The 22,008-nt window shown below is 63.8% G+C and carries 20 protein-coding genes and 1 pseudogene; 7 read left to right on the forward strand and 14 right to left on the reverse strand.

All coding sequences use genetic code 11. From position 1 onward, the window contains the following. Positions 1-5: 5 nt before the first annotated feature. The 7 genes from IVB36_RS34995 to IVB36_RS35025 form a co-directional block, all read right to left on the reverse strand. A complete protein-coding gene (locus IVB36_RS34995; protein ID WP_247394657.1) occupies positions 6-1,157 on the reverse strand; it encodes a Gfo/Idh/MocA family oxidoreductase in 1,152 nt (383 codons plus the stop codon). Further along, positions 1,154-2,551: a hypothetical protein gene (locus IVB36_RS35000; RefSeq protein WP_247394659.1), complete on the reverse strand. Its 1,398-nt coding sequence runs from the start codon at positions 2,549-2,551 to the stop codon at positions 1,154-1,156. Before IVB36_RS35000 ends, IVB36_RS34995 begins: the two co-directional genes overlap by 4 nt. A gap of 4 nt (positions 2,552-2,555) precedes the next feature. Next, a complete protein-coding gene (locus tag IVB36_RS35005; protein ID WP_247394446.1) occupies positions 2,556-3,404 on the reverse strand; it encodes an ABC transporter ATP-binding protein in 849 nt (282 codons plus the stop codon). Continuing rightward, positions 3,401-4,393 carry an ABC transporter substrate-binding protein gene (locus IVB36_RS35010; protein WP_204510597.1) on the reverse strand — a complete coding sequence of 331 codons (993 nt, stop codon included), beginning with the start codon at positions 4,391-4,393 and terminating at the stop codon, positions 3,401-3,403. The genes IVB36_RS35005 and IVB36_RS35010 overlap by 4 nt, the downstream gene beginning before the upstream one ends. A gap of 62 nt (positions 4,394-4,455) precedes the next feature. After that, positions 4,456-5,265, reverse strand: a complete 810-nt coding sequence (locus IVB36_RS35015) for an ABC transporter permease (protein WP_007593901.1) — start codon at positions 5,263-5,265, stop codon at positions 4,456-4,458. Between the two features lie 289 nt (positions 5,266-5,554). Further along, positions 5,555-6,214, reverse strand: coding sequence for a TetR/AcrR family transcriptional regulator (locus IVB36_RS35020; RefSeq protein ID WP_018457063.1), 660 nt, complete (start codon positions 6,212-6,214; stop codon positions 5,555-5,557). A gap of 221 nt (positions 6,215-6,435) precedes the next feature. Beyond that, a complete protein-coding gene (locus IVB36_RS35025) occupies positions 6,436-7,284 on the reverse strand; it encodes a VOC family protein (protein ID WP_247394449.1) in 849 nt (282 codons plus the stop codon). Positions 7,285-7,494: 210 nt separating this feature from the next. On the opposite strand from IVB36_RS35025, the gene IVB36_RS35030 reads away from it, so the two are divergent. Together IVB36_RS35030 and IVB36_RS35035 are read left to right on the forward strand one after the other, a co-directional pair. Then, on the forward strand, positions 7,495-8,388 hold the full coding sequence (locus IVB36_RS35030) for a sugar kinase (protein WP_247394661.1): 894 nt from the start codon (positions 7,495-7,497) through the stop codon (positions 8,386-8,388). An 18-nt stretch (positions 8,389-8,406) separates the two neighbouring features. Beyond that, positions 8,407-9,324, forward strand: coding sequence for a ribokinase (locus tag IVB36_RS35035; RefSeq protein WP_018457065.1), 918 nt, complete (start codon positions 8,407-8,409; stop codon positions 9,322-9,324). Here the strand turns inward: IVB36_RS35035 and IVB36_RS35040 are convergent, their stop codons facing one another. Beyond that, a complete protein-coding gene (locus IVB36_RS35040; RefSeq protein WP_247394455.1) occupies positions 9,325-10,545 on the reverse strand; it encodes an FAD-dependent oxidoreductase in 1,221 nt (406 codons plus the stop codon). Between the two features lie 225 nt (positions 10,546-10,770). Between IVB36_RS35040 and IVB36_RS35045 the strand changes: the two genes are divergently transcribed. Further along, positions 10,771-11,565 carry an enoyl-CoA hydratase/isomerase family protein gene (locus IVB36_RS35045; RefSeq protein WP_018457067.1) on the forward strand — a complete coding sequence of 265 codons (795 nt, stop codon included), beginning with the start codon at positions 10,771-10,773 and terminating at the stop codon, positions 11,563-11,565. Between the two features lie 17 nt (positions 11,566-11,582). On the opposite strand, the gene IVB36_RS35050 is transcribed toward IVB36_RS35045, so the two are convergent. The 4 genes from IVB36_RS35050 to IVB36_RS35065 all read right to left on the reverse strand — a co-directional run bounded on the left by IVB36_RS35050 (position 11,583) and on the right by IVB36_RS35065 (position 16,451). Next, positions 11,583-12,923, reverse strand: coding sequence for a TRAP transporter large permease (locus IVB36_RS35050; RefSeq protein ID WP_026233292.1), 1,341 nt, complete (start codon positions 12,921-12,923; stop codon positions 11,583-11,585). Further along, positions 12,920-13,501, reverse strand: coding sequence for a TRAP transporter small permease (locus tag IVB36_RS35055; protein WP_085362278.1), 582 nt, complete (start codon positions 13,499-13,501; stop codon positions 12,920-12,922). The genes IVB36_RS35050 and IVB36_RS35055 overlap by 4 nt, the downstream gene beginning before the upstream one ends. A 149-nt stretch (positions 13,502-13,650) precedes the next feature. After that, positions 13,651-14,658: a TRAP transporter substrate-binding protein gene (locus IVB36_RS35060; RefSeq protein ID WP_247394458.1), complete on the reverse strand. Its 1,008-nt coding sequence runs from the start codon at positions 14,656-14,658 to the stop codon at positions 13,651-13,653. Positions 14,659-14,720: 62 nt separating this feature from the next. Continuing rightward, positions 14,721-16,451, reverse strand: a complete 1,731-nt coding sequence (locus IVB36_RS35065; protein ID WP_247394460.1) for an IlvD/Edd family dehydratase — start codon at positions 16,449-16,451, stop codon at positions 14,721-14,723. A gap of 176 nt (positions 16,452-16,627) precedes the next feature. On the opposite strand from IVB36_RS35065, the gene IVB36_RS35070 reads away from it, so the two are divergent. Further along, positions 16,628-17,329, forward strand: a complete 702-nt coding sequence (locus IVB36_RS35070) for a GntR family transcriptional regulator (protein ID WP_085352224.1) — start codon at positions 16,628-16,630, stop codon at positions 17,327-17,329. Positions 17,330-17,510: 181 nt separating this feature from the next. After that, entirely contained in the window at positions 17,511-17,927 is a 417-nt protein-coding gene (locus IVB36_RS35075) for a DUF1236 domain-containing protein (protein WP_026233295.1), read from the forward strand. A 66-nt stretch (positions 17,928-17,993) separates the two neighbouring features. Here the strand turns inward: IVB36_RS35075 and IVB36_RS40605 are convergent, their stop codons facing one another. Then, positions 17,994-18,407 carry a hypothetical protein gene (locus IVB36_RS40605; protein ID WP_018457074.1) on the reverse strand — a complete coding sequence of 138 codons (414 nt, stop codon included), beginning with the start codon at positions 18,405-18,407 and terminating at the stop codon, positions 17,994-17,996. A 300-nt stretch (positions 18,408-18,707) separates the two neighbouring features. On the opposite strand from IVB36_RS40605, the pseudogene IVB36_RS40610 reads away from it, so the two are divergent. Continuing rightward, positions 18,708-19,980, forward strand: a pseudogene (locus IVB36_RS40610) (MFS transporter). A gap of 38 nt (positions 19,981-20,018) precedes the next feature. On the opposite strand, the gene IVB36_RS35090 reads toward IVB36_RS40610, so the two are convergent. Then, complete coding sequence (locus IVB36_RS35090; RefSeq protein ID WP_247394463.1) at positions 20,019-20,840, reverse strand: NAD(P)-dependent oxidoreductase; 822 nt, start codon at positions 20,838-20,840, stop codon at positions 20,019-20,021. Between the two features lie 89 nt (positions 20,841-20,929). Here IVB36_RS35090 and IVB36_RS35095 point away from each other — a divergent pair, with 89 nt between their 5' ends. Next, positions 20,930-21,898, forward strand: coding sequence for an SMP-30/gluconolactonase/LRE family protein (locus IVB36_RS35095; RefSeq protein WP_247394466.1), 969 nt, complete (start codon positions 20,930-20,932; stop codon positions 21,896-21,898). Positions 21,899-22,008 lie beyond the last annotated feature (110 nt).

The following is a 22,008-nucleotide window of genomic DNA, read 5'->3' on the forward strand; positions in this document are numbered from 1 at the left end:
CCTCCTCAGACCTTGATCGGCGCGACATCGATCCAGCGCCGCTCCTTCCAGCTCTTCAGCGCGCATTCGGCGAGCTGCACGCCCTTGACGCCCTCGAGCAGCGTGAACTTGTAGGGCGCATCCTCATAGACGTGGCGGATGAACATCTCCCACTGCTCCTTGAAGCCGTTGTCGTAGGTGACGTTGTCAGGCAGCTTCTGCCAGTCGCCGTAGAAATCGTGCAGCCGCTTCTCGTCGGGATTCCACACCGGTCGGGGCGTCGCCTGCCGTGTCTGGATCATGCAGTCGGAAAGGCCGGCGACGGCCGAGCCGAGCGTGCCGTCGACCTGGAAGGTGACGAGATCGTCGCGATAGACGCGCGTCACCCAGGACATGTTGATGTGGGCGATGGCGCCGCCCTTGAGCTGGAACGTGGCATAGGCGGAGTCGTCGGCGGTCGCCTTGTACTTCTTGCCCTGCTCGTCGAAACGCTCGGGGATGTCGGTGTTGCCGATGCAGCTCACGCTCTCGACCTCGCCAAAGAGATTGTCGAGCACGTAGCGCCAGTGGCAAACCATGTCGAGGATGATGCCGCCGCCATCCTCGTCGCGGTAATTCCATGACGGCCGCTGCGCCTCCTGCCAGCCGCCTTCGAACACCCAATAGCCGAACTCGCCGCGCACCGAGAGGATGCGGCCGAAGAAGCCGGAGTCGCGCAGGAAAGCAATCTTCTTCAGGCCGGGCAGGAACAGCTTGTCCTGCACCGTGCCGTGCTTGATGCCCTTGGAATTGGCGAGCTTGACGACCTCGAGCGCCGCCTCGAAATTCGTCGCAATCGGCTTCTCGCAATAGACATGCTTGCCGGCATTGATGGCCTGGGTCAAAAGGCCCGGCCGTGCCTGCGTGGTCGCGGCATCGAAAAACATGGTGTCGTTCTTGTCGGCGAGGGCCGCATCGAGGTCGGTGGTCCAGCGCGGGATGTTGTAGCGCTTGGCGAGCCCCTCGACCTTCTCGGCGCTGCGGCCGACCAGGATCGGATCGGGCATCACGCGGTCGCCGTTCTTCAAGCGCACGCCGCCCTGCTCCCGGATCGCGACGATCGAGCGGATCAGATGTTGGTTGAGGCCCATGCGGCCGGTAACGCCGTTCATGATGAGGCCGAGGCGTTGGGTGGTCATGCCGATTGCTCCTGCAGTGATTTGGGCTGTTCGAGCGGGCGTAGCGCCGACCAGTCCGGATGGACCGACGTCGCAAATCCCGTTGCATTGAGCGATCCCGTGAGGAGATCGCCGTTGTGAATAGAGAGGCGGATGCCCTGCCCGGCATCCGCGTAGAGATCGGGATGCGCGACGGCGCAAACCTGGGCCTCCGCGGCGGGCGTATCACCGAAGCCATCGACGTAATGGTGGCCGTTACGTTCGGCATGGGTGATGCCGATGAAGGCACCGAGCGCAAGGTCCTGCTGCACGGCGACGCCCGCCTGGCAGGTCAGGTCCTCGCCGGTCACGAAGAATCTTTCGCCGGCCACGCTCCATTTCGCCGCGCGCGTCGCGTTGACGATGGACTTGTAAAGCCCTTTGCACGATTTCGACGAGATGCCGTGATAGCCAAGCGCCCGTGCCGCAGGAAACGTATCGTAGGAATCGTCGGCTTCGTCGATGATGAAACCGCGCGCAGCGAGAGAGCCGAGCGGCGACAGCCTCGTAACATCGCGCGGCATTGGCTGCTCGATATAGAGCAGCCTGGATGAAATCGATCGCAGCGCAGTATAATGGTCGAGCCGGCCGATGAGTTCATGCAAGGCTGCGAGATCGGCATATTGCTCGTTGGCATCGAGCGTCAGGTTGTAGTCACGGTCCAGCGCATCGAGCTCCTTGCCGATGCGCGCCAGCCGCGCTGCATCGGCGACGGGGTCCCCCGATAGCTTCAGCTTGAAGTATCTTGCCCCGGAGTTCTCGCGGGCATCGGCCACCCCGCCCTCGCCTTCAACGGTGTCGTCGAGGCCGACGGTATGCCTGATGGCAACACGCGGCAGCGGCTTCCGGCCGGATAGAAACGTCGTGAGATCCGTCTCCTTCAGGTCGGGCGAAAGCCGCGCGTCGATGCCGGCGATGTTGCCGGCCATGCCGTCGAAAAAATTGGTCTCGGCAGCGCGGAGCAGCGCATCGAGGATCGCTTTGTCGATTTCGGCGGGGCCGTAAGCCGCCGCAAGCGCCGGAATGTTCTTTTTCGCACATGTCGCGACCTGGGCACCGATGCACGAGGCATGCAGATCGAATGCCGTCAAAAACCCGGTTCGCGCGAGATAAAGCCCCCGCGCGATCTCCAGCGCGCGGCGCAAATCATCGACAGTCTGCGCCGGCGACAGTTCCGGCCGCTTGTCGAACCATTTCGGCACCAGCAGCTCGGCGCTGGCACCGACCGCGCTTCCCCGGCCCTCCACCTCGATCTCGACCCGCACGAACAGCTGCGGCGTCGCGTTGATCGTGATCGCGCCAAAGCGGAACGGCCGCGCGAACTGCACGGGACGTTCGAAGAACGCGATATCTCGCAGCTTCAGACGCGGCGCCATGGCTTTAGTCCAGCGAACCTTGCGAGAAGAAATGCTTGCGTATGCGCTGTACGAGTTCGGTGAACACAGGGTCGGCCATCACGTCGAGCGAGCGCGGGCGCGGCAGCGGGACGTCGTAGATCGCGGCGACCGCGCCGGGCCGCTCGGTCATGACCAGCACGCGATCGGCGAGGAACACGGCCTCGGGGATCGAATGCGTGATCAGCAGCACCGTCTTTCTGGTCTCGCGCTGGATCCGCATCAGCTCGACATTCATGCGCTCGCGCGTCAACGCGTCGAGGGCGCCGAACGGCTCGTCCATCAGCATGATCCTGGGATCATGCACCAGCGCGCGGCAGATCGAGGCGCGCTGCTGCATGCCCCCGGAGAGCTGCCACGGCAGCTTCTTCTCGAAGCCTTCGAGCCCGACCAGCTTCAACAGCGCCTTGGCGCGGTCGAGATATGTCTGCCGCGGCAGCCGCTTCATGTCGATCGGCAGCATCACGTTGGACAGGATGTTGCGCCATGGCAGCAGCAGCGCGTTCTGGAACACGATGCCGACATTGCCGTGCGGCGTCGTCACCGTCTCACCCTCGACCAGGATCTCGCCCGTCGTCGGCGGCAGCAGTCCCGAGATCAGCTTGAGCAGCGTGGACTTGCCGCAGCCGGATGGGCCGACCACGACGAAGAACTCGCCGTCGTTGATGTGAAAGTCGAGCGGCCGCAACGACGGCACATCGCCGTCGCGCGTCCTATAGGTCTTCGACACGCCGGACAGTTTGATGCCCGACGCATCGCCCGCAGCCCGGTCGCTCACCAGTCTCAGATGCGCGGCCGGTTGCAGGGTTTCACTCAGGGCTGTCGCGGGTTTCACGAACCGCTCTTCGGCAGATAGTCGTTGGTATAGAACGCCTTCGGGTTCTCCTTGGCCTTGGCATCGAGCCCGCCATATTCGACCATCAGATTGACGCTGTCGGTCATGTTCTGGTCGGTGACCTGGAACGGCCGCTTGCTCTTGGTCTCAGCAGTCCGGTAGAGCGGAATGGTTAGCTCAAAACCCTGCGTCAGCGTGTCGATCTTGCCGCCCTTGGGGTTGGCATCGAGGATCGACTGTGCCGCGGCCTTCGGCTCCTTCTCGGCGGCTTCGACCGCTTTCGTCGTCGCCGACATGAAGCGGCGGACGAGGTCGGCATTGGCTTTCACATAGTCAGTGTTGGCGATGATCCCCGAGGAGACCATGTTGATGCCGTAGTCGGCGAACTTGATCGGATAGACGTCCTTGCCAGTGGCGTCCTTGATCTTCATCGACTGGTCCATGACGTAGCCGAGCAAGAGGTCAGCCTGGCCGTTGATGACCGCGTTGAGCTTGGTCTGGCCATCGCCCGCCACCGTCTGGAAGTCGCTTTCCTTCAGGCCGGTCTTCTTCAGGAACAGCGGCCAGATCTGCGTCATGGAATCGGCCGGCGTGATCGCCACCGTCTTGCCCTTGATGTCCTCGGGCTTCCTGATGTTCTTGTCGACGAAACCCATCGCGGACATCGGGCTGGTCTGGAGCAGCACGCCGGTCGCGACCACCGGGGCGCCCTTGATCGCGGCGCGCATCATGGTGGGCACGTCGACATAGCCGAAATCGGCGGTCTTGGCGGCCACCGCCTGCGTGGTCGCAGCCGAGCCGCGGCCTTCCTGGATCTCGAGGTCGATGCCTTCGGCGGCGTAGATGCCCTTGGCCTTGCCGTAATAAAACGGCGCGTGCTCGCCATAGACGTACCAGTTGAGCATCAGCACGACCTTGTCGGCCGCTTGCGCCGGCATGGCTGCGAACACCATCAGCGCCGCCGAGACAGCTCCTATCCACCGCTTCATCGTCACTCTCCCTTATCGTTGTTGCGCCGGCCTTTGGCGGCCGTTCGTTGCTTTGGTTGCTGTTAAGAGGCGAAAATCACGTCCTCGCGCTGGCTGACATGCCAGGGAATGACCAGCTTCTCGATCCGGTCCACGATCCAGAACAGGATGACGCCGAGCAGCGCGAGGATCACGAGCGCTGCGAACATCGTGGGCAGGTCGAAGGTGCCGATCGAGCGCTGCATCACATAGCCGATGCCGGAATTGGAGCCGACGAACTCGCCGACGACGGCGCCGACCACGGCGAGCGTCACTGACACTTTGAGGCCGGAGAAGATCGCGGGCAGCGCATGCGGCAGGTTCACCGCGCAAAACACCTGGAAGCGGCTGCCCTGCATGGCGCGGGCGAGATCGACCATATCTGGATCGACCGATTTGAAGCCCTGCACGGCGGAGACCACCACCGGAAAGAAGCCGAGCAGGAAAGCCGAAATCACTTTCGGAATGATGCCGAAGCCAAACCAGACTACGAACAGCGGCGCGATCGCGATCTTCGGCACGGATTGCGAGAACACCAGCAGCGGATAGACGTAGCTCTCCACCGTCTTGGAGCCCGCGATCAGCATCGCGATGGGGATGCCAAACAACGCCGAGAGCGCGAAACCGCAGACGGTGGCATAAGTCGTCGGCCAGGACTGGCGCAACAGTTCCGGCCAATCGGTGCGCAGCACCGCAATGACATCGCCCGGCGACGGGATCTGGTAGGCGGGAATCTTGAACAGCCGGATGGCGAGATCCCAGGCCACGACGATGAACACCAGGAACAAAAACGGCCGAATCCAGGCCGCATTCAGCATCTTGGACACCGCACTCTGCGGCTTCAGCTCAGCCACGTCTCACTCCCGGCAGTCTTGTTCGTTGGGCGAGAAATTAACCCGTTGGGTAAATACTGTCCAGCGGTTTTCCTGCGACGTTTTGGGCGGGTTCCGGGTGGCTTGAGGGACGCGTCGGCAGCGCCACGTCTTCGGTGTCATTCCCCGCGAGGCGGGGAATCCAGTACGCCGCGACCCGTCGGCTCAACCAAAACCGTCTCGGAGTACTGGATCGTCCGGTCAAGCCGGACGATGACGGCTGAGTTCGGAGAAGCGCCGATAATCCATCGAGCTGTAGCGAGTTACACCGCTAAACCGTCTGCGCCACCGCGGCGCGCGACTTCGGCGCCTTCGTCATAGCTAGCAGTGCGGCCGACTGCCCCGTCAGCGCTGCCAGCACGAGGCCGACCATGTGGTCCAGCCGCTCGTCCTTGGCGTCCTTGGCCAGCAAATCGCGACCGAAGATCACGCTAAGCGTCGCCGAGTTCGACAGATAGAAGAAGCAGAGTCCCGCGATCGAGATATAGAGCTGGACAGGATCGACCGCGACCTTGAAGTCGCCGCCGGACACACCGCGCCGCACCACGGTGCCGATCATCTCGACGAAGGGCGAGTGCATCGACTTCACCTTGGTCGATTTCTTGAGATGCTTTGCGCGCGCGAGATTCTCGGTCTGGAGCAGCGACAGGAATTCGGGATTGCGCAGGAAATAATTCCAGGTGAACTCAATCAGGCGGCGGATGGCCTCGGGCGGATCGAGATGTTCGAGATCGAGCCCGCGCTCCTCGCTGCGGATCTTGTCATAGGCGCCTTCGAGCACCGCGAGATAGAGCTCGTCCTTGTTGCCGACGTGATAATACAGCATCCGTTTGTTGGCGCCGGCGTTGGCCGCGATGCGGTCGACGCGCGCACCGGCAAGCCCGTGCGCCGAGAATTCCTGCTTGGCGGCTTCGAGAATGCGCAGCCGCATCCCCTCGGGATCGCGCTGCCATTTCAGAGTTCGCTTTGCCGCTGCTTTCGCCAAACCGGTTGCTCGCTGGGTGCTATCAGGATGCCGTGTAACACGCGCTCGGCCCGCCGCATAGTTTCGTCATTGCGAGCGTAGCGACCCAATCCAGACTGCCACCACGGAGGCAGTCTGGGTTGCTTCGTCGCAAGAGCTCCTCGCAATGACGAGGGGAGGACTGAACCTCAATCCACCGGCTTCGACGAGCGCTCCAGCAGGACCGTCTGGGTGCCGCAGGTGCCGGTCCGCACCGTCATCACCCGCGTGCCCGGCTTGCGGCCGTTGCGCACGTCGCTCACGTCGAGGCCGGCGGCAATCAGGCGGGCGCGCGTGGCGTCGATATCGGCCACCCGCCAGCTCAGGCCCCAGAGGCGGTCATGCAGGGAATCGCCGCCCGCAACGGGGCGGCGCACCACCTCGACGACGAGATCGCCGCAGCGGAAGAACATCAGCTGGCCCCAATCCTGGTGCGAGCGGTCAAGCGCCAGATCGAGCCCGAGCCGCGCGCCATAGAGCGCGGCGGCGCGATCGGAGTCTTCGGTCATGATCACGACGTGGTCGAGCGCATCGATCGGCGCGATATCGGTCGCCGGCGAAAGCGGACGCTCATCAGCCAGTTCGAGGAAGAACATGCGCACGCCGCGCGTGAGCTCCGTGGCGGCGCGCGTCCGCTTCCAGTGCAGAACCGCACCGCTCTCCGCATCGCTGCTTTCGACCTCGGCGACCGGATCCGGCTTGAGCGCCACCCGCTCCAGCCGCCGGTGCATTTTTCTCATGTCCGCGACACGAAAGCACAGGCTGGCGAGCACGCCTTCCTGGTCGTCGAGCAGCGCGCGCATGCGGTCGGCGGCCACGCTGAAGCCGTTCGGCGCCATCAATTCGATCGTCATGTTCGCAAGAGTGAACAACACCCGGTCGGCGCCCTCGCCCGAGTTCTGCCAGGCCGGCGCGCGCCCGAGCAGCGTCTGATAGGCCGCCTTGGCCGCACCGATATCCCTGACCAGTGCGACGACGTGATCGAGGCCGGTGATCATGCTTCCCCCTGTTGAGCGGCCCGGAACCGTGGACCGAGAGAGGGCGTTTGTCCGGGCTTGGCATTGCCCGGTGATGGTCGTATTCCGGCCGCATGCCGACCTCAAGCACTCCCAGCGGCGGTTTTGCGAATAATTTCAGCGGTCCCGCGACGGAACCGGTGTTACAGTAAGCACGCCGGCCGGGACCACAAAGCGCATCACGGACAAGCAATGCAGGCTCTCTTCATCGGACAGACCTATATCGACGTCGTCTTCATCACCGACCACATGCCGACGGGCGACGAGAAGCACGTGGCCTCCGACTACGCGGTTTCCTTCGGCGGCAATGCGGTGACCGCGGCGTTCTGCTGCGCCAAGCTCGGCATCGTGCCCGATCTGATCGCCACCGCGGCCAATGACTGGCTCGGCCGCATGTTCATGGACATGTGCACGAAATATGCGATTTCGCTCCATGGGCGGAAGGTCAATCAGTCCTCGCTGTCCTTCATCATGCCCAAGGACGGCAAGCGCGCCATCGTCCGCTGCCGCGACGACGACCACATCCATCCCTTCCCGATGCTCAATCTCGGCGGCTGCCGCGCGCTGCATGTCGACGGCCATCAGCCCGATGCCGCGATCCACTACGCAAAAGTCTGCCGCGAGGCCGGCATCTTGACCTCGCTCGACGGTGGCGGCCTGCGCACCAACACGCATGAGCTATTGGAATTCATCGACGTCGCGATCGTCGCCGAGCGCCTGTGCGAGCAGATGGATCTGACGCCGGAAAAGATGCTGGACTATCTCAAGAGCCGCGGCTGCAAGATCGGCGGCATCACCATGGGCGAGAAGGGCCTGCTCTGGTTCGACGAGACCGGAACGGTGCAGGTGATGCCGGCGATGCCGATTCCGCGCGAGCGCGTGATCGACACCAACGGCGCCGGCGACGTCTTCCATGGCGCCTATGTCTATTCCTATCTCGCCCATCCCGGCAAAAGCTGGCGCGAGCATTTCGATTTTGCCCGGGCAGCCTCGACCTTCAAGATCCAGCGTCTTGGCAACGAAGCTGGCCTGCCGACTCTTGTCGACATCGCCAAGGTCAGGCACGAGTTCGAGGTCAGGGTCTAGCGCTCGCAGGGGTCTCTCATGGGGCGCGTCTTCGTCGCCGGCAGCATCAACATGGATGTGGTGGCGACAGCCGATCGCCATCCCAGGGTCGGCGAGACCGTCGCCGGCAAGCAGGTGCTGTATTTTCCGGGCGGCAAGGGCGCCAACCAGGCGGTGGCGGCGTCGCGGCTTGGCGCGCGGACCACGCTGATCGGCCGGCTGGGCAAGGATTCGTTCGGCGGTGAGCTGAGGACGTTCCTCGGCGCGCAAGGCATCGATCTCGGCGCGATCCGAGAGACGGCCGAGGCGCACACAGGCACGGCCATCATCACGGTGGCGGAGGCCGACAACACCATCGTCGTCATTCCCGGCAGCAATGCGCTTGTCGGCGTCGATGACGTCGCGGCCGTCCCGCTGGCCAAGGGCGACGTCGCGGTCAGCCAATTCGAGATCCCGCTGCCGACGATCGCCGCGTTCTTCCGGCGGGCTCGCGACATTGGCGCCACGACGCTGCTCAATCCGGCTCCGGCACAAACCATGTCGAGCGAATTGCTCGCGCTGATCGACATCCTCGTGCTGAACGAGACCGAGCTCGGCCTCCTCGCCGGCGTGGAGTTGTCCGACAGTGACGAGGCCGCGCGGATCCTCGACGTCGCACGAAAACTTCAGGCGCGCGAGGACCAGACCATCTGCGTGACCCTCGGCAAGCGCGGCGTGCTGGCGCTCGCGGGACGCGAGGAGATTTCGGTGCAAGGCCGCGTGGTGAAGGCGGTCGACACCACGGGCGCAGGCGATTGTTTTGTGGGAGCACTCGCGGCGCAACTCGCCGACGGCGTCGACTTGCGCGCAGCACTCGCCTTCGCCAATGCGGCCGCCTCGATCTCCGTGCAGCGCATGGGCGCGGGGCCGTCGATGCCGACGGCCGCGGAAGTCGCCGCCGTCCTCAATGCGAACTGATCACGCCAGCGCGCCCTTCAGGTCGAAACTTTCGTCGGCGGCCTGCTCCGGCGTGATCGAGCGATCCAGGCCGAACAGGCGGCGGCCGAACATGTGGTCGCCGGCACGGTTGATCGATTCGATGCCGAGCAGATTGTCGCCCTTGTAGCAGAACGCCGAGAATGCCTTCCTGGTGGGATCGCCGCGCAGGACGACGCGGTCGTAGCCGGTGGTGAGGCCCGCGATCTGGAGCTTGTCCTCGCCCTGGTCGCTCCAGAACCAGGGATGGCTGTCATAGGCCTTGCGGTCGCCAGTCAGCCGCGCCGCGAGGCAGCGCGCGTGATCGGTGGCATTCTGCACCGATTCCAGCCGCTGCGATCCGCCGAAGCGCGGGCTGTTGAACAGCGCGCAATCGCCGATCGCCGAGATTTCAGGATCGGCCGTCGAGAGATATTCGTCGACGATGATCCCGGCCGCGACCGGCAGCCCCGCCTCCGCCGCAAGCTCGATGTTCGGCAGCACGCCGACGCCGACCACGACAAGATCCGCCGGCAAATGCCTTCCGTCGCTCAAGGAGACGCCGGTGACCTTGCCGTCCTCCGCCCCGATCGCGGTTGCTTGCACGCCGAGGTGGATGCGGATGCCGGCCTCGCGATGCCGCGCCTGAAAATACTCCGACACCTCAGCCGTCACCGCGCGCGCCATCACGCGCGGGGCGAGTTCGAGCACGTCGACCTCTAGCCCCTTGATGCGCGCGGTGGCCGCGAATTCGAGGCCGATGAAGCCGGCGCCGATCACCACGACCCGCGTCTTTGACGGCATGATCTGCCGCAGCGCCTCGCTGTCGTCGAGGATGCGCAGATATTTCACGTCGGGAAGGTTCGCATTGGGCAGATCGAGCAGCCGGTTGCGGGCGCCGGTCGCCAGCACGAGGTGGCCGTAGGGCAGCGGCCTGCCCGAGGCGAGCAGCACCTTGCGCCCCGCGCGGTCGATCGACACGGCGCGGCCCGCGACCAGCTCGATGCTCTGGTCCTGGTAGAATTTCCCCGGCCGGAACATCAGGCTCTCCGGCCCGGCGGTCCCCTTGATGTAAGCCTTGGACAAAGGCGGCCGCTGATAGGGCAGATGCGCCTCGTCGTTGATCAGGCAGATAGCAGCGGAAAATCCCGCCTGACGCAGCGATGCCGCCACCTGGTAGCCGCCATGGCCGGCACCGATAATGACCACCGGACCGTCCGTCATTGGACAGCCCATTTCCGCAAGACACGAGCGTCACCCATGTCGTCTCCTCTCGCGCTGATTTTGGCTTGCTTGCCCAGGAGGAGCCGGCGCTCGTGTCCGTCCCTGACGAAGGCAGGTCCATTTGAACCTATCGTTCCGGCTTGCGCAAGGGCGCCTGCCGGGGATTGTCACCCCTCGCCTTCTGCGATTTAGTCGCACGAACGACCTCATGCCGGGGATTTCAAGATGCCAGCTCCCGTCTCCCAGCCCGACGATCCCGCCTTGCTGCGGATCGACGGGCCGATCGCGACCATCACGCTCAACCGGCCCGCCGCGTTCAACTCGATCAATCTGGCGATTGCACAACAGCTCGAACAGCTCGCGGCTTACATTGAGGGCGCCGACGACATCAGGGTCGTGGTCCTCGAAGGCGAAGGCCGCGCCTTCTCGGCTGGCGGCGATCTGCAGACGATCGGCGCCGCCGCCGAAGCGGGCACGGTGACGCCGGTCGTCGGCGAGCTGTTGAAGCACTATCACGCCTTCATCGAGATCCTCCGGCGCATGCCGAAGGTCTCGCTGTCCAGCGTGCACGGCTCGGCGGCCGGCGCCGGCATGGGCCTCGCCTTCGTCACCGATCTCTGCATCGCCGCGGAGGATGCCAAATTCACGCCGGCCTATGCCAAGATCGGCGTCTCGCCGGATGGCGGATCTACGGTCGGCATCGTCAACACGGTCGGCTCCCGCCGCGCGCTGCAGATTTTCCTGGCCGAGGATAATTTTACCGCGCAGCAGGCCCATGAATGGGGTCTGGTTGCGAAGCTCGTTCCCGCCGCCGAGTTGAAGGCGGCAACGCGAACCCTCGCCGAGCGGCTGGCGCAGAACCCGCTCGCCGCGATTGCCGGCACCAAGTCGCTGGTCTACCAGGCCGCCACGACCCCGGTGAAGCAGCAGCTCGACGCCGAGGAGCACAAGATCATCATGGCGATGAACACTGCGGAGTTTCGAACCGCCGTGAAGAAATTCACCAGCAAGAGCAAGTAGCGTTCACTCGAGCAGGCTTACTTGGGACAGATATAGCCCGTGCCCGCCGGCGACTTGAAGCATCCGACCGATTCCGGCAGCACTTTCTGCGGCAGCCACAGCACCACACTCGGGAAATAGATCGCAAACGCGATCGTCCCGAGGAACACCAGATAGATCGGCAAAGCGGCGCGTAGCGCCTTTGCGAAACTGACGCCGACGAATTTCGAGGCCATCAGCAGCACCAAGCCGTAAGGCGGCGTGATCAGGCCGAAGGCGAGCGTGGCGATCAGCACCACGCCCATATGCACGGCGTTGATGTCGCCGGCTTCCGTCAGTGTGTTGACCAGCGGCATGAAAATGATGATGGTCGGCACCGGCTCGATGAAATCGCCGACGACCGTGAACAGCAGCACCATCAGCAGCATGATCAGATGCGGGTCGTTGCCGGCGAGCGAGGTGATGACTTCGGCGATGTAGCTTGCACCGCGCAAATAGGCGAGCATCCAGCCGAACGCATTGGCGGCGCCGATCGTGATCAGCGGCAGCGAGAAGATCAGGCCGGCGAGACAGAAATCGTACGGAATCTTCCTGATATGCCCGCGGTTGAGCGCTGGGATCACGACGACGACAATCCAGACCACGGCGACGACACCGGCTTCCGTCGGCGTGAACCAGCCGGTCAGGATGCCCCCCAACAGGATCACCGGAATCATCAGCGGCAGCGCCGCATCGCCGGCCGCGAACACCACCTGCCGCAGCGGCGCGCGCGGCTTGCGCAGGCCGGACGGGCCGAAGAAATAGCAATAGATCATCAACCCGAAGCCGATCATCAGGCCCGGCACGACGCCTGCCATGAACAGGCCGGCGATCGAGACATTGCCGACGGCGCCATAGACCACCGCGGTGATGCTCGGCGGCACCAGCGCCGCGATGGTCGATGCGGATGCGATGATCGCGGCGATGAAGGCGGGCTCGTAACCCTCGCGCTTCATCGGGCCGCCCAGAGCGCGGCTCATCACAGCGACGTCGGCCGTGGTCGAGCCCGACATTTCCGAGAAGAACATGCTGAAGACGACCACGACCTGCGACAGGCCGCCTCTGATGTGGCCAACGAGGGACACCGAGAGGTTGGCTATTCGAACCACCACATTGGCCGAGCTCATGAGCTCGCCGACCAGCAGGAAGAACGGGATCGCCAGCAGCGCCTCGGAATCGACGCCGTCGAAGATTTTCTGGATGATTGCGGCGAGCGAGACGTCCGACAGCAGCGCGCCGATGAAGACACCGGCCATCAGCGAGAACGGCACGGGCACGCCGAGATAGCCGAACGACAGGAAGCAGACCGTCATCAACGCCAGAACAAGGGGTGCGCTCACGGCTGCGCCCTCATCTGCGCGTCGGTGATAACAGGCGCCCCGTCATCCTCTTCGGGCGGCTCGGGGTGGTCAAAGCCGTTGCGCAGACCGTTGACGAGCTGCTCGATGGTGAACAGGCCGACCAGCACGCCCGACAGCGGGATGATCGCGTAGAGCGAGGCGATCGGCGTGCCCGACGGCAGGCGAAAACTGCCGAAGCCGCGAAGATAGTTCTGATATCCGTACAAGATCAGGCCGAAGGCGACGCCGAGCACCACGATCCGGATGATGACTTCGACGATCAGACGCGGCGTGCCGTGCATCGCCTCGGAGATCGCGGTGAGATAGAGGTGGTCGTTGCGCCGGGTCGCGGCCGCGGTGCCGACGAAAATCGCATAGATGAACAGCGTCGAGGTCACTTCCTGGAGCCAGAGCCAGGGATGGCCGATGGTACGGGTGACGATGTCGGCGGTCACCGACAGCGAGAAGCCGAAGCAGAGCACGCCGCAGAGGATCATCAAGGCGAGCTCGAGCCAGTCCAGCCCGCGCCATTTGAGGTGCCGTTGGCGTTGCACCAGCAGTTTGTCGGCGATTGTCATCACTATCCCCGTCGTCCCGGCGAAAGCCGCGACCCATATCCCCAGCTGCGTGTGGTCAAAGCAAGCTGGCGGCTATCCTGCCCCAAGCTCCGCCGCGGCGTATGGGTCCCGGCTTTCGCCGGGACGACGCGGAGGCAACGGTACGCGGCCTAGTTGATCGAGCGGATCAAATCCTTGATCTTCTCGGCGTGCGGGCCGAGCTCCTTGGCGAGCTTGTCGAGATAGGGATCGGCGATCGCCGTGAAGGTCTTCTTGTCGACGTTGTCGACGATCTTCACGCCCATCTTCTTCAGCTTCTCTGCCGCGGTGCGTTCGAGGTCGAAGGCCTTCTGCGGCTCCTTGGAGCTGACCTCGTTCCCCGCCGCCTGCACCCATTGCTTCTGCTCCGCCGACAGGCTCTGCCAGAGCTTGTCGGAGATGAACACCAACGCGTTGTTGGCCTCGTGCTCGGTGATGTTCAGGACCGGGGCGACCTCGTAGTGCTTGTTGACGAGGTAGACATTGATGCTGTTCTCGGCGACGTCGACGACGCCGGTCTGCAGGCTCGTGTAGACGCTGCCGAACGGCATGTGCACGGTCTGGGCGCCGTAGGCCGGGAACATGGTGTCCTCGGTCGCAGTCGCCTGCACCCGGATCTTCAGGCCCTTGATGTCGCCGACATTGTGGATCTCCTTCTTGGAGTACATGTGGCGCACGCCCTGCGACCCCGTCGCGATCACATGCAGGCCCTGCGTGGTCTCGTCGATCATGGTCTTGAGCGCCTCGAACACTTTTGGATCGGCCAGACCCTTGACCACGTGGTTCTCGTCGCGGAACAGGAAGTGCAACGACATCACGCCCGCTTGCGGCGAGATCGTCGCGGTGTTCGCCGAGGAGATGATCGAGAACTCGACGTCGCCCGCCTTCACGAGCTGGAGCACCTGCGGCTCCTGCCCGAGCTGCGCGCCCGGATATTGATCGATGATCATGGTGCCTTTGCTCAATTCCTTGAGCTTTTCGGCAAAGAGGTCGCCCGCGATAGAGTAGCCGGTATTGCGCGGCTGGTCGTAGGCGAAGCGATAATGCTTCACCTCCTGCGCAGATGCGCCCGTGACGAACAGGATTGCGGCCGTTGCCGCCAGCCGATGTAAGAATCTTGGCATGGATCGTGCGATCATCGTTTCCCCCTGTTTTAACGCCCGCCGCTTTAGCGGTCTGGGCTACGCTTCCGGGTGGTTGGTCACCCTCTCTTAGTTTTCTGCTCAGTCTTCTTCCCAGTCCTCTGCATGAAATCGAAATCGCAGCCCTCGTCGGCCTGCATGATGGTCTCGTTGAACAGCCACGCATAGCCGCGCCGCGCCTCATCCGGCGCAGCCGCGGGCTTCAATGCCGTACGCCGCCGTTCCAGCTCGGTAGCATCCACCAGAAGCTCGATGCTGCGCTTGGCGACGTCGAGTCGGATCATGTCGCCGTTCTTCACCAGCGCCAGCGGGCCGCCGACGGCGGATTCCGGAGTGATGTGCAGCACGATGGTGCCGAATGCGGTGCCGCTCATGCGCGCATCCGAAATGCGCACCATGTCCTTGGTCCCAGCGCGCGCGAGCTTCTTCGGGATCGGCAGATAGCCCGCCTCCGGCATGCCGGGCGCGCCCTTAGGACCGGCGTTGCGCAGCACCAGCACGTCATCGGCCGTGACGTCGAGATCGGGATCGTCCACCCGCAGCGTCATATCCTCGACCGATTCGAACACCACCGCACGGCCCGTGTGTTGCAGCAGCTTTGGGCTCGCGGCGGATTGCTTGATAACCGCGCCGCGCGGCGCGAGATTACCGTGCAGCACGGCGAGGCCACCTTCCTTCTTGATCGGATTGTCCCGCGGACGGATCGCGTCCTGGCCGGGCACGTCTTCCGCGTTCGCCGCGATATCGCGCAGCGTCTGGCCGGTGATCGTCTTGGCATCGAGATCGACGAGATCGCCGAGTTGCGCCAGCAGTTTCGGCACGCCGCCGGCGTGATGGAAATGCTCCATGTAATGCTCGCCGGACGGCTTGAGATCGACCAGCACCGGCACCTCGCGGCCGATCTGGTCGAACACCCCGAGGTCGAGCCGGTGTGGCGAACGATGTGCCATCGCGGTCAAATGGATCAGGCCGTTGGTCGAGCCGCCGATCGCCTGGAGCACGACCTGGGCATTCTTAAAAGATGCCGGCGTCAGCACCTCGCTCGGCTTCGGACCTTTGGTCTTGGCCATCTCGGCGGCCACCCTGCCGCTCGCCTCGGCAAGGCGAAAGCGCTCCGCATGCGGGGCGGGAATCGTCGCGCTCATCGGCAGCGACAGGCCCATGGCCTCGATCATGCAGGCCATGGTGGAGGCGGTGCCCATCACCATGCAGGTGCCGACCGACGGCGCAAGGCGGCCGTTCACCGCCTCGATCTCGACATCATCCATTTCGCCGGCGCGATACTTGCCCCAGAGGCGACGGCAATCGGTGCAGGCGCCCAGCACCTCGCCCTTGTGATGACCAACCACCATGGGGCCAACGGGGATGACCACCGTCGGCAGGTCGGCGCTGATCGCCGCCATCACCTGCGCAGGAAGAGTCTTGTCGCAGCCGCCGATGACGATCACCGAATCCATCGGCTGCGCGCGGATCATCTCCTCGGTGTCCATCGCCATCAGATTGCGCAGATACATCGAGGTCGGATGCGCAAAACTCTCCGCGATCGAGATCGTCGGGAACACGAACGGCATCGCGCCCGACAGCATCACGCCGCGCTTGGCGGCCTCGATGATCTGCGGGACGTTGCCGTGGCAGGGATTGTAGTCGCTATAGGTGTTGGTGATGCCGACGATCGGACGCTCCAGCGCGTCGTCGGAATAGCCCATGGCCTTGATGAACGCCTTGCGCAGGAACAGCGAGAAGCCGGCATCGCCATAGCTCGTCAGCCCTTTGCGCAACCCACTCGTCATCATACCACTCCCATTACCGGGTCATTGTCCTACAGACTGCCCCTTGATTGTCAATAAGACAGACGTCAAACCTGCCATTTACCCGAGTTGCGCGCTGGTGGGAGACCAGATTATTGACAATCAGGGCCTTCCCTGCTCCACAGGACGAACCGGCCAAGCGCCGGGAGGCCGAGGGCATGTCCGACATTCACATCGCAGACGCCACGATGGTCCGGCGCGACGATCCGGACGACATCGTCGCGCGGCTCGAAGAGGACATCATCTTCGGCCGACTTGCGCCAGGCGCGCGCCTCACAGAGGACGCGCTGATGTCGGCTTACGGCACTTCGCGCCATTTCGTGCGGCAGGCCTTGGTGGATGCGGAGCGCCGGGGCATCGTCCGCCGCGAGAAGAATGTCGGCGCCACCGTGCGGTTCTATTCGGCCGAAGAGGTCCGGCAGATCTACGAGGTCCGGGAGATGCTGACCCGGCAGGCGGCGCTGATGATCCCCCTGCCCGCACAACAAGGCCTGATCGACGAGCTCTCTGCATTGCAGCGGCAATATTGCGCGAGAGCGGATTTGCAGGACCTGCGCGGTATCCACGAGGCCAACGACGCCTTCCACCTCGCGCTGTTCTCGGCCTGCGGCAATCCCTATCTGGTGCGCTCGCTGCAGGACTACATGAACCTGACGCTGCCGATGCGCGCCAAGAACCTCGCCGACCGAGACGGCCTCGCGCAATCAAGGCGCCAGCACGAGCTGATGATCGAGCTATTGAAAGGCCGTGACAGCTGGGCGCTGGCCCAGCTGTGCGTCGATCATATGCAGTTCAGCAAGTCGGACTATCTGGCGCGGATTGGGGGTGAGCAAGCCGAACAGCAGGGCCCGCGTTCATAGATGGGAGACGTTCGCTTCGCGCGGTGGTGCAGTTCACGCGATACGGGCGCGCTGGATTGCCCGCAATTGCAGGCCGCACGAGCCCATTTCGGGCAATAACGCCCGCAGTCCACAACTTCTGGGGAACCTATGGTCGGCTTGGTACTTGGTCTTGCACCAATCCCCCACCATAGGAGCTGCCATGATTTGCCGTTTAGTCGGAGCCGCCGCTGTTGCCGTCGCCGTCCTGCTTCCCGTAACGACCCAGGCCCAGGGCGTTCCCGGAGGCGTCGAACGCGGTGCGCGGGATGGTGAGCGAGCGGCAGGGCCTGTCGGTGCAGTTGTGGGTGGCGTCGTCGGCGGCGTCGTTGGCGGCGTGGCGGGAGTCCTTGGTGTCGATCAACGTCCTCGCTTTCACTCCTACGTCGTCGAACAGCGGCGGCCCTCATATCAGTACCGCGAAGATGTGAGAGTCGGGGCGGTTCTTCCGGAAGAGGGCGTGACCTATTACGAGGTGCCGCCCGAGTACGGCGCCCGTGAGTATCGTTACACGGTGGTGAACGGTCGCACGGTTCTGGTCGAACCGCGAACCCACCGGATCGTTGAGATCGTCGAATAACAACCAAGGGCCGTCTTTCGAGACGGCCCTTTCGTTTGCGCAGATCTGAATCCCTCAAGTCCCGGTTCAGTACCGCCTCAGCAGACCGCGATCCACGCTGGCATCGCCATAGTCGGCGCAGGCTCTCTTCGGGTTTCTGATCAGATCGGTCCGGACGCGCCTGAACGTTTTGCCGGCAGCGTCGGACACTTCGGGGCGGAATTTACCGGGATCGGAGCTCTCGCCATCGCGGGCCTTGATGGCTGCAGCATAGGCGTCGATCATCGCCATCGCGGCATCCGTGCTGCCGAGAAGTCGGGCGCCGAGCTGTACACTGCCGGCACCATTGACCTCGTAGCCGACACATCGTTGTTCGAGCACCGCGGATGCGGTGACGAGCTGGTCGAGAAACGTCGCCTCGGCGTCGCCGAGCATCGCGGCTCGCGCCGGTCCCGACATGAACAGCGTGAGCAGTACGGCGGCTGGCAATTCGATTTTCATTGTCCTGACTCGCGCTGCCGCCGTTGAGCCGTGATCGAGGCACCGATTGCCGAATTGCGGTCTCGCAAAATCGAGAGCCAGACGGCCAGAGCAACGTTGATCTGGATCAATGGCCGGAACGGCCAAAGCGAGGCTCAGGCCTTTGCGTCGCTCGCCCCGTGTGAATCGAGGCACCGCGCTGGGACGGACACTAAAACTGCTTGTCAAGCCATCGAAATTTCGCAGAGCCGGAAATAAATATGGGCCGGGCTCCGGCGCCACGTCGCGCGTCCTCCTCCACTCCCTCCCAAATGAAATGCCATGACCGAACAAACCCTGACGGAGCCGATCGCCGAGCGGCAAGCGCCATCCCGAGGCTTTTCGCGCTACCAGGCGATCCTCGTTGCGCTGCTGGCGCTGGTCCAGTTCACGATCATCATCGATTTCATGATCATGTCGCCGCTCGGCGCCATCATGATGCCGGCGCTCGATATTTCGGCCGCTCAGTTCGGCGTGGCGGTCTCGGCCTATGCGTTCAGCGCGGGGATTTCCGGTATCCTGGCGGCCGGCTTTGCCGACCGGTTTGATCGCAAGCGGCTGCTGTTGTTCTTCTACGCCGGCTTCACCCTTGGCACGATGCTGTGCGCGATCGCGCCCAACTATCATCTGTTGCTGCTGGGGCGGATCGTGACCGGCCTGTTCGGCGGCGTGATCGGCTCGGTCGTGCTCGCCATCGTCACCGATTTGTTCACGCTGCAATTGCGCGGCCGCGTCATGGGTTTCGTGCAAACCGCCTTCGCGGCAAGCCAGGTGCTGGGCATCCCGGCCGGTCTTTTCCTCGCCAACCAGTGGAACTGGCACGTCGCGTTCGGCGCGCTGGTCGGACTGTCGGTGATCGGGATGACCGCAGTGATGCTCCTGATGAAGCCGGTGAACGGCCATCTCGGGCTGAAGCAGGATCGAAATCCGTTCCGGCATCTGATCGCCACGGTCTCGCAGCCGCGTTATTGGATGGCGTTTTCGGTAACGACCCTGCTGGCGACCGGCGGCTACATGCTGATGCCGTTCGGCAGCGCCTACACCGTGCACAATCTCGGCATCGACATCGTGCATCTGCCGACGATCTATCTCGTCTCCGGCCTGTTCAGCATTGTCATCGGCCCGCTGGTGGGACGCGCGAGCGATTGCCTTCGGCAAATACCCCACCTTCGTCTTCGGCAGCGCCATGTCCATCGTGATGGTGCTGATCTACACCCATCTCGGCGAGGTGAGCCTGACGGTCGCGATCCTGGTCAACGTCCTGATGTTCGTCGGCATCTTCTCCCGCATGATTCCTTCGCAGGCGTTGATTTCGGCAATCCCCGAGCCGGCGCAACGCGGCTCCTTCAGCGCGGTCGGCGCGTCGCTGCAACAGCTCTCCGGCGGGCTCGGCTCCGTGCTCGCCGCCGCACTCATCGCGCAGGACGCCGACGGTACGCTCCGGCATTTCGACCGGCTGGGATACGTCGTCGTGACGACGGCGGTGATTTCCCTGATCCTGATGTACTTTGTACAGAGGCCCATCGCGGCCCAGGCCGGCAAACGCGTTGTTTAGCGCGTCGATTCCGACGCCCTGGATTTGCGAATGCGCTCCTACCGCTTGGTCCAATCGATGATGCGACTTGTGTCGCCGTCGAACTCGTTGCTGCAGAACGCGCCGCCCTGATAGTGATCGCCGACCGGATCGGGCTTCAGCTTGGCCTGCTCGGCCATCGCATGTGCCACATGATCCTCGGAGCGCCCCGTCGGACGGTAACCGAACTCGTAGGCGCGGTGGTTGTCCCACCACGCGCGTTCGTTCAGGGACACGCCGTAGAAGATCTCGAAATGAATATCGGGATGCTCGAGCCCGATCTGGCAGAGCTGCACCAGATCTTCCGGCTTCAGCCAGATCGAGATCCGGCGAAGGTCCAGCGGCACGTCGCCGAAATTGCCAATGCGAAGGCAAGTCACCTTCATTCCATGCTTGTCGGCATAGAGCGCGCCGACCGCTTCGCCGAACACCTTGCTGACGCCGTAGCGGCCGTCGGGGCGCGGGGTCACGTCGGTGCCGATCTTGTGGTGGCGCGGATAGAATCCGACGGCATGGTTCGAGGAGGCGAACACCACGCGCTTGACGCCCTTGCGATACGCGGCCTCGAACAGATTGTAGCCGCCGATGATGTTGGCCTGGAGGATGTCGTTCCAGGGACCTTCGACCGAATAGCCGCCGAAATGGATGATGCCGTCGACGCCCTCGCAGATCGCCTCGCACTGCGCCAGGTCAGAGAGGTCCGCCGCCTTGAATTGCTCGTTGGGGCCGAGATCGGCCGGCGGGCGGATGTCGCTGAGCAGCAGGTCGGGATAGATCGGCGGCAGCAATGTCCGCAGCCGCGTACCGATTCCACCCGAAGCTCCCGTCATCAAGATGCGCATGTCATTCCTCGTCTTTGGCGACCGATTTGCCGTCACGTGTCTCTAATGATAGCTGGATTGTCCAGAGGGAACGAAACGAGAGAACCGACATGAATGAGGCATCGTCCCACACTCAAGGCTGGCGGCCCGCGACCTATTACCCCGATCCCGCGATAAAAGCACTGGACGCCCGCTTCGAAAAATACTGGCTGAAACTGTCGGCGGTGGAGCGGCTGACGACCGGCCTGCGCTGGGCCGAGGGTCCGGTGTGGTTCGGCGACGGGCGCTATCTCCTGTGCAGCGACATTCCGAACCAGCGCATCGTCAAATGGGAAGAGGAGACCGGCGCCGTCAGCGTGTTCCGCAAGCCCTCCAATTTCGCCAACGGCAACACCAGGGATCGGCAGGGCCGGCTCGTCACATGCGAGCATGGCGGGCGACGCGTCACCCGCACCGAATATGACGGCAGCATCACCGTGCTGATGGACTCGTTCGGCGGCAAGAAGCTCAACTCGCCGAACGACGTCGTGGTGAAATCCGACAGTGCGGTTTGGTTCACCGATCCCACCTTCGGCCTGCTCGGCAATTACGAGGGCTACAAGGCCGAGCCCGAGATCGAGCCGAACGTCTACAGGTTCGATCCCGCGACCGGCAAGGCGACCATCGTTGCCGAAGGCGTGCTCGGGCCCAACGGCCTGTGCTTCTCGCCGGACGAGAAAATCCTCTACGTCGTGGAATCACGCGGCGTGCCGAACCGCAAGATCCTCGCCTATGACGTCTCGGCGGACGGCACCACGATCTCGAACAAGCGCGTCCACATCGACGCCGGCCCGGGCACGCCCGACGGCATGCGCTGCGACATCGACGGCAATCTCTGGTGCGGCTGGGGCATGGGCGATCCCGAGCTCGACGGCGTGGTGGTGTTCGCGCCCGACGGCGTCATGATCGGCCGCATCGCGCTGCCCGAACGCTGCGCCAATCTCTGCTTCGGCGGCGTCAAGCGCAACCGCCTGTTCATGGCCGCGAGCCAGTCGATCTACGCGTTGTATGTGAACACGCAGGGCGCGGTCGGGGGATAGTTTTTCCTCCGTCACGCCTCTCGTCATTGCGAGCGGAGCGAAGCAATCCAGAATCTTTCCGCGGAGGCAGCCTGGATTGCTTCGTCGCTTCGCTCCTCGCAATGACGAAA

The sequence above is a fragment of the Bradyrhizobium sp. 35 genome (genome assembly GCF_023073215.1).
Taxonomy (GTDB): domain Bacteria; phylum Pseudomonadota; class Alphaproteobacteria; order Rhizobiales; family Xanthobacteraceae; genus Bradyrhizobium; species Bradyrhizobium canariense_D.

Excerpts from the sequence above, each read along its gene's own strand:
- IVB36_RS34995 (WP_247394657.1), bottom strand. The coding sequence starts at position 1,157 with ATGACCACCCAACGCCTCGGCCTCATCATGAACGGCGTTACCGGCCGC.
- IVB36_RS35000 (WP_247394659.1), bottom strand. The coding sequence starts at position 2,551 with ATGGCGCCGCGTCTGAAGCTGCGAGATATCGCGTTCTTCGAACGTCCC.
- IVB36_RS35010 (WP_204510597.1), bottom strand. The coding sequence starts at position 4,393 with ATGAAGCGGTGGATAGGAGCTGTCTCGGCGGCGCTGATGGTGTTCGCA.
- IVB36_RS35020 (WP_018457063.1), bottom strand. The coding sequence starts at position 6,214 with ATGCGGCTGCGCATTCTCGAAGCCGCCAAGCAGGAATTCTCGGCGCAC.
- IVB36_RS35025 (WP_247394449.1), bottom strand. The coding sequence starts at position 7,284 with ATGATCACCGGCCTCGATCACGTCGTCGCACTGGTCAGGGATATCGGT.
- IVB36_RS35030 (WP_247394661.1), top strand. The coding sequence starts at position 7,495 with ATGCAGGCTCTCTTCATCGGACAGACCTATATCGACGTCGTCTTCATC.
- IVB36_RS35035 (WP_018457065.1), top strand. The coding sequence starts at position 8,407 with ATGGGGCGCGTCTTCGTCGCCGGCAGCATCAACATGGATGTGGTGGCG.
- IVB36_RS35040 (WP_247394455.1), bottom strand. The coding sequence starts at position 10,545 with ATGACGGACGGTCCGGTGGTCATTATCGGTGCCGGCCATGGCGGCTAC.
- IVB36_RS35045 (WP_018457067.1), top strand. The coding sequence starts at position 10,771 with ATGCCAGCTCCCGTCTCCCAGCCCGACGATCCCGCCTTGCTGCGGATC.
- IVB36_RS35055 (WP_085362278.1), bottom strand. The coding sequence starts at position 13,501 with ATGACAATCGCCGACAAACTGCTGGTGCAACGCCAACGGCACCTCAAA.
- IVB36_RS35060 (WP_247394458.1), bottom strand. The coding sequence starts at position 14,658 with ATGATCGCACGATCCATGCCAAGATTCTTACATCGGCTGGCGGCAACG.
- IVB36_RS35065 (WP_247394460.1), bottom strand. The coding sequence starts at position 16,451 with ATGACGAGTGGGTTGCGCAAAGGGCTGACGAGCTATGGCGATGCCGGC.
- IVB36_RS35070 (WP_085352224.1), top strand. The coding sequence starts at position 16,628 with ATGTCCGACATTCACATCGCAGACGCCACGATGGTCCGGCGCGACGAT.
- IVB36_RS35075 (WP_026233295.1), top strand. The coding sequence starts at position 17,511 with ATGATTTGCCGTTTAGTCGGAGCCGCCGCTGTTGCCGTCGCCGTCCTG.
- IVB36_RS40605 (WP_018457074.1), bottom strand. The coding sequence starts at position 18,407 with ATGAAAATCGAATTGCCAGCCGCCGTACTGCTCACGCTGTTCATGTCG.
- IVB36_RS35090 (WP_247394463.1), bottom strand. The coding sequence starts at position 20,840 with ATGCGCATCTTGATGACGGGAGCTTCGGGTGGAATCGGTACGCGGCTG.
- IVB36_RS35095 (WP_247394466.1), top strand. The coding sequence starts at position 20,930 with ATGAATGAGGCATCGTCCCACACTCAAGGCTGGCGGCCCGCGACCTAT.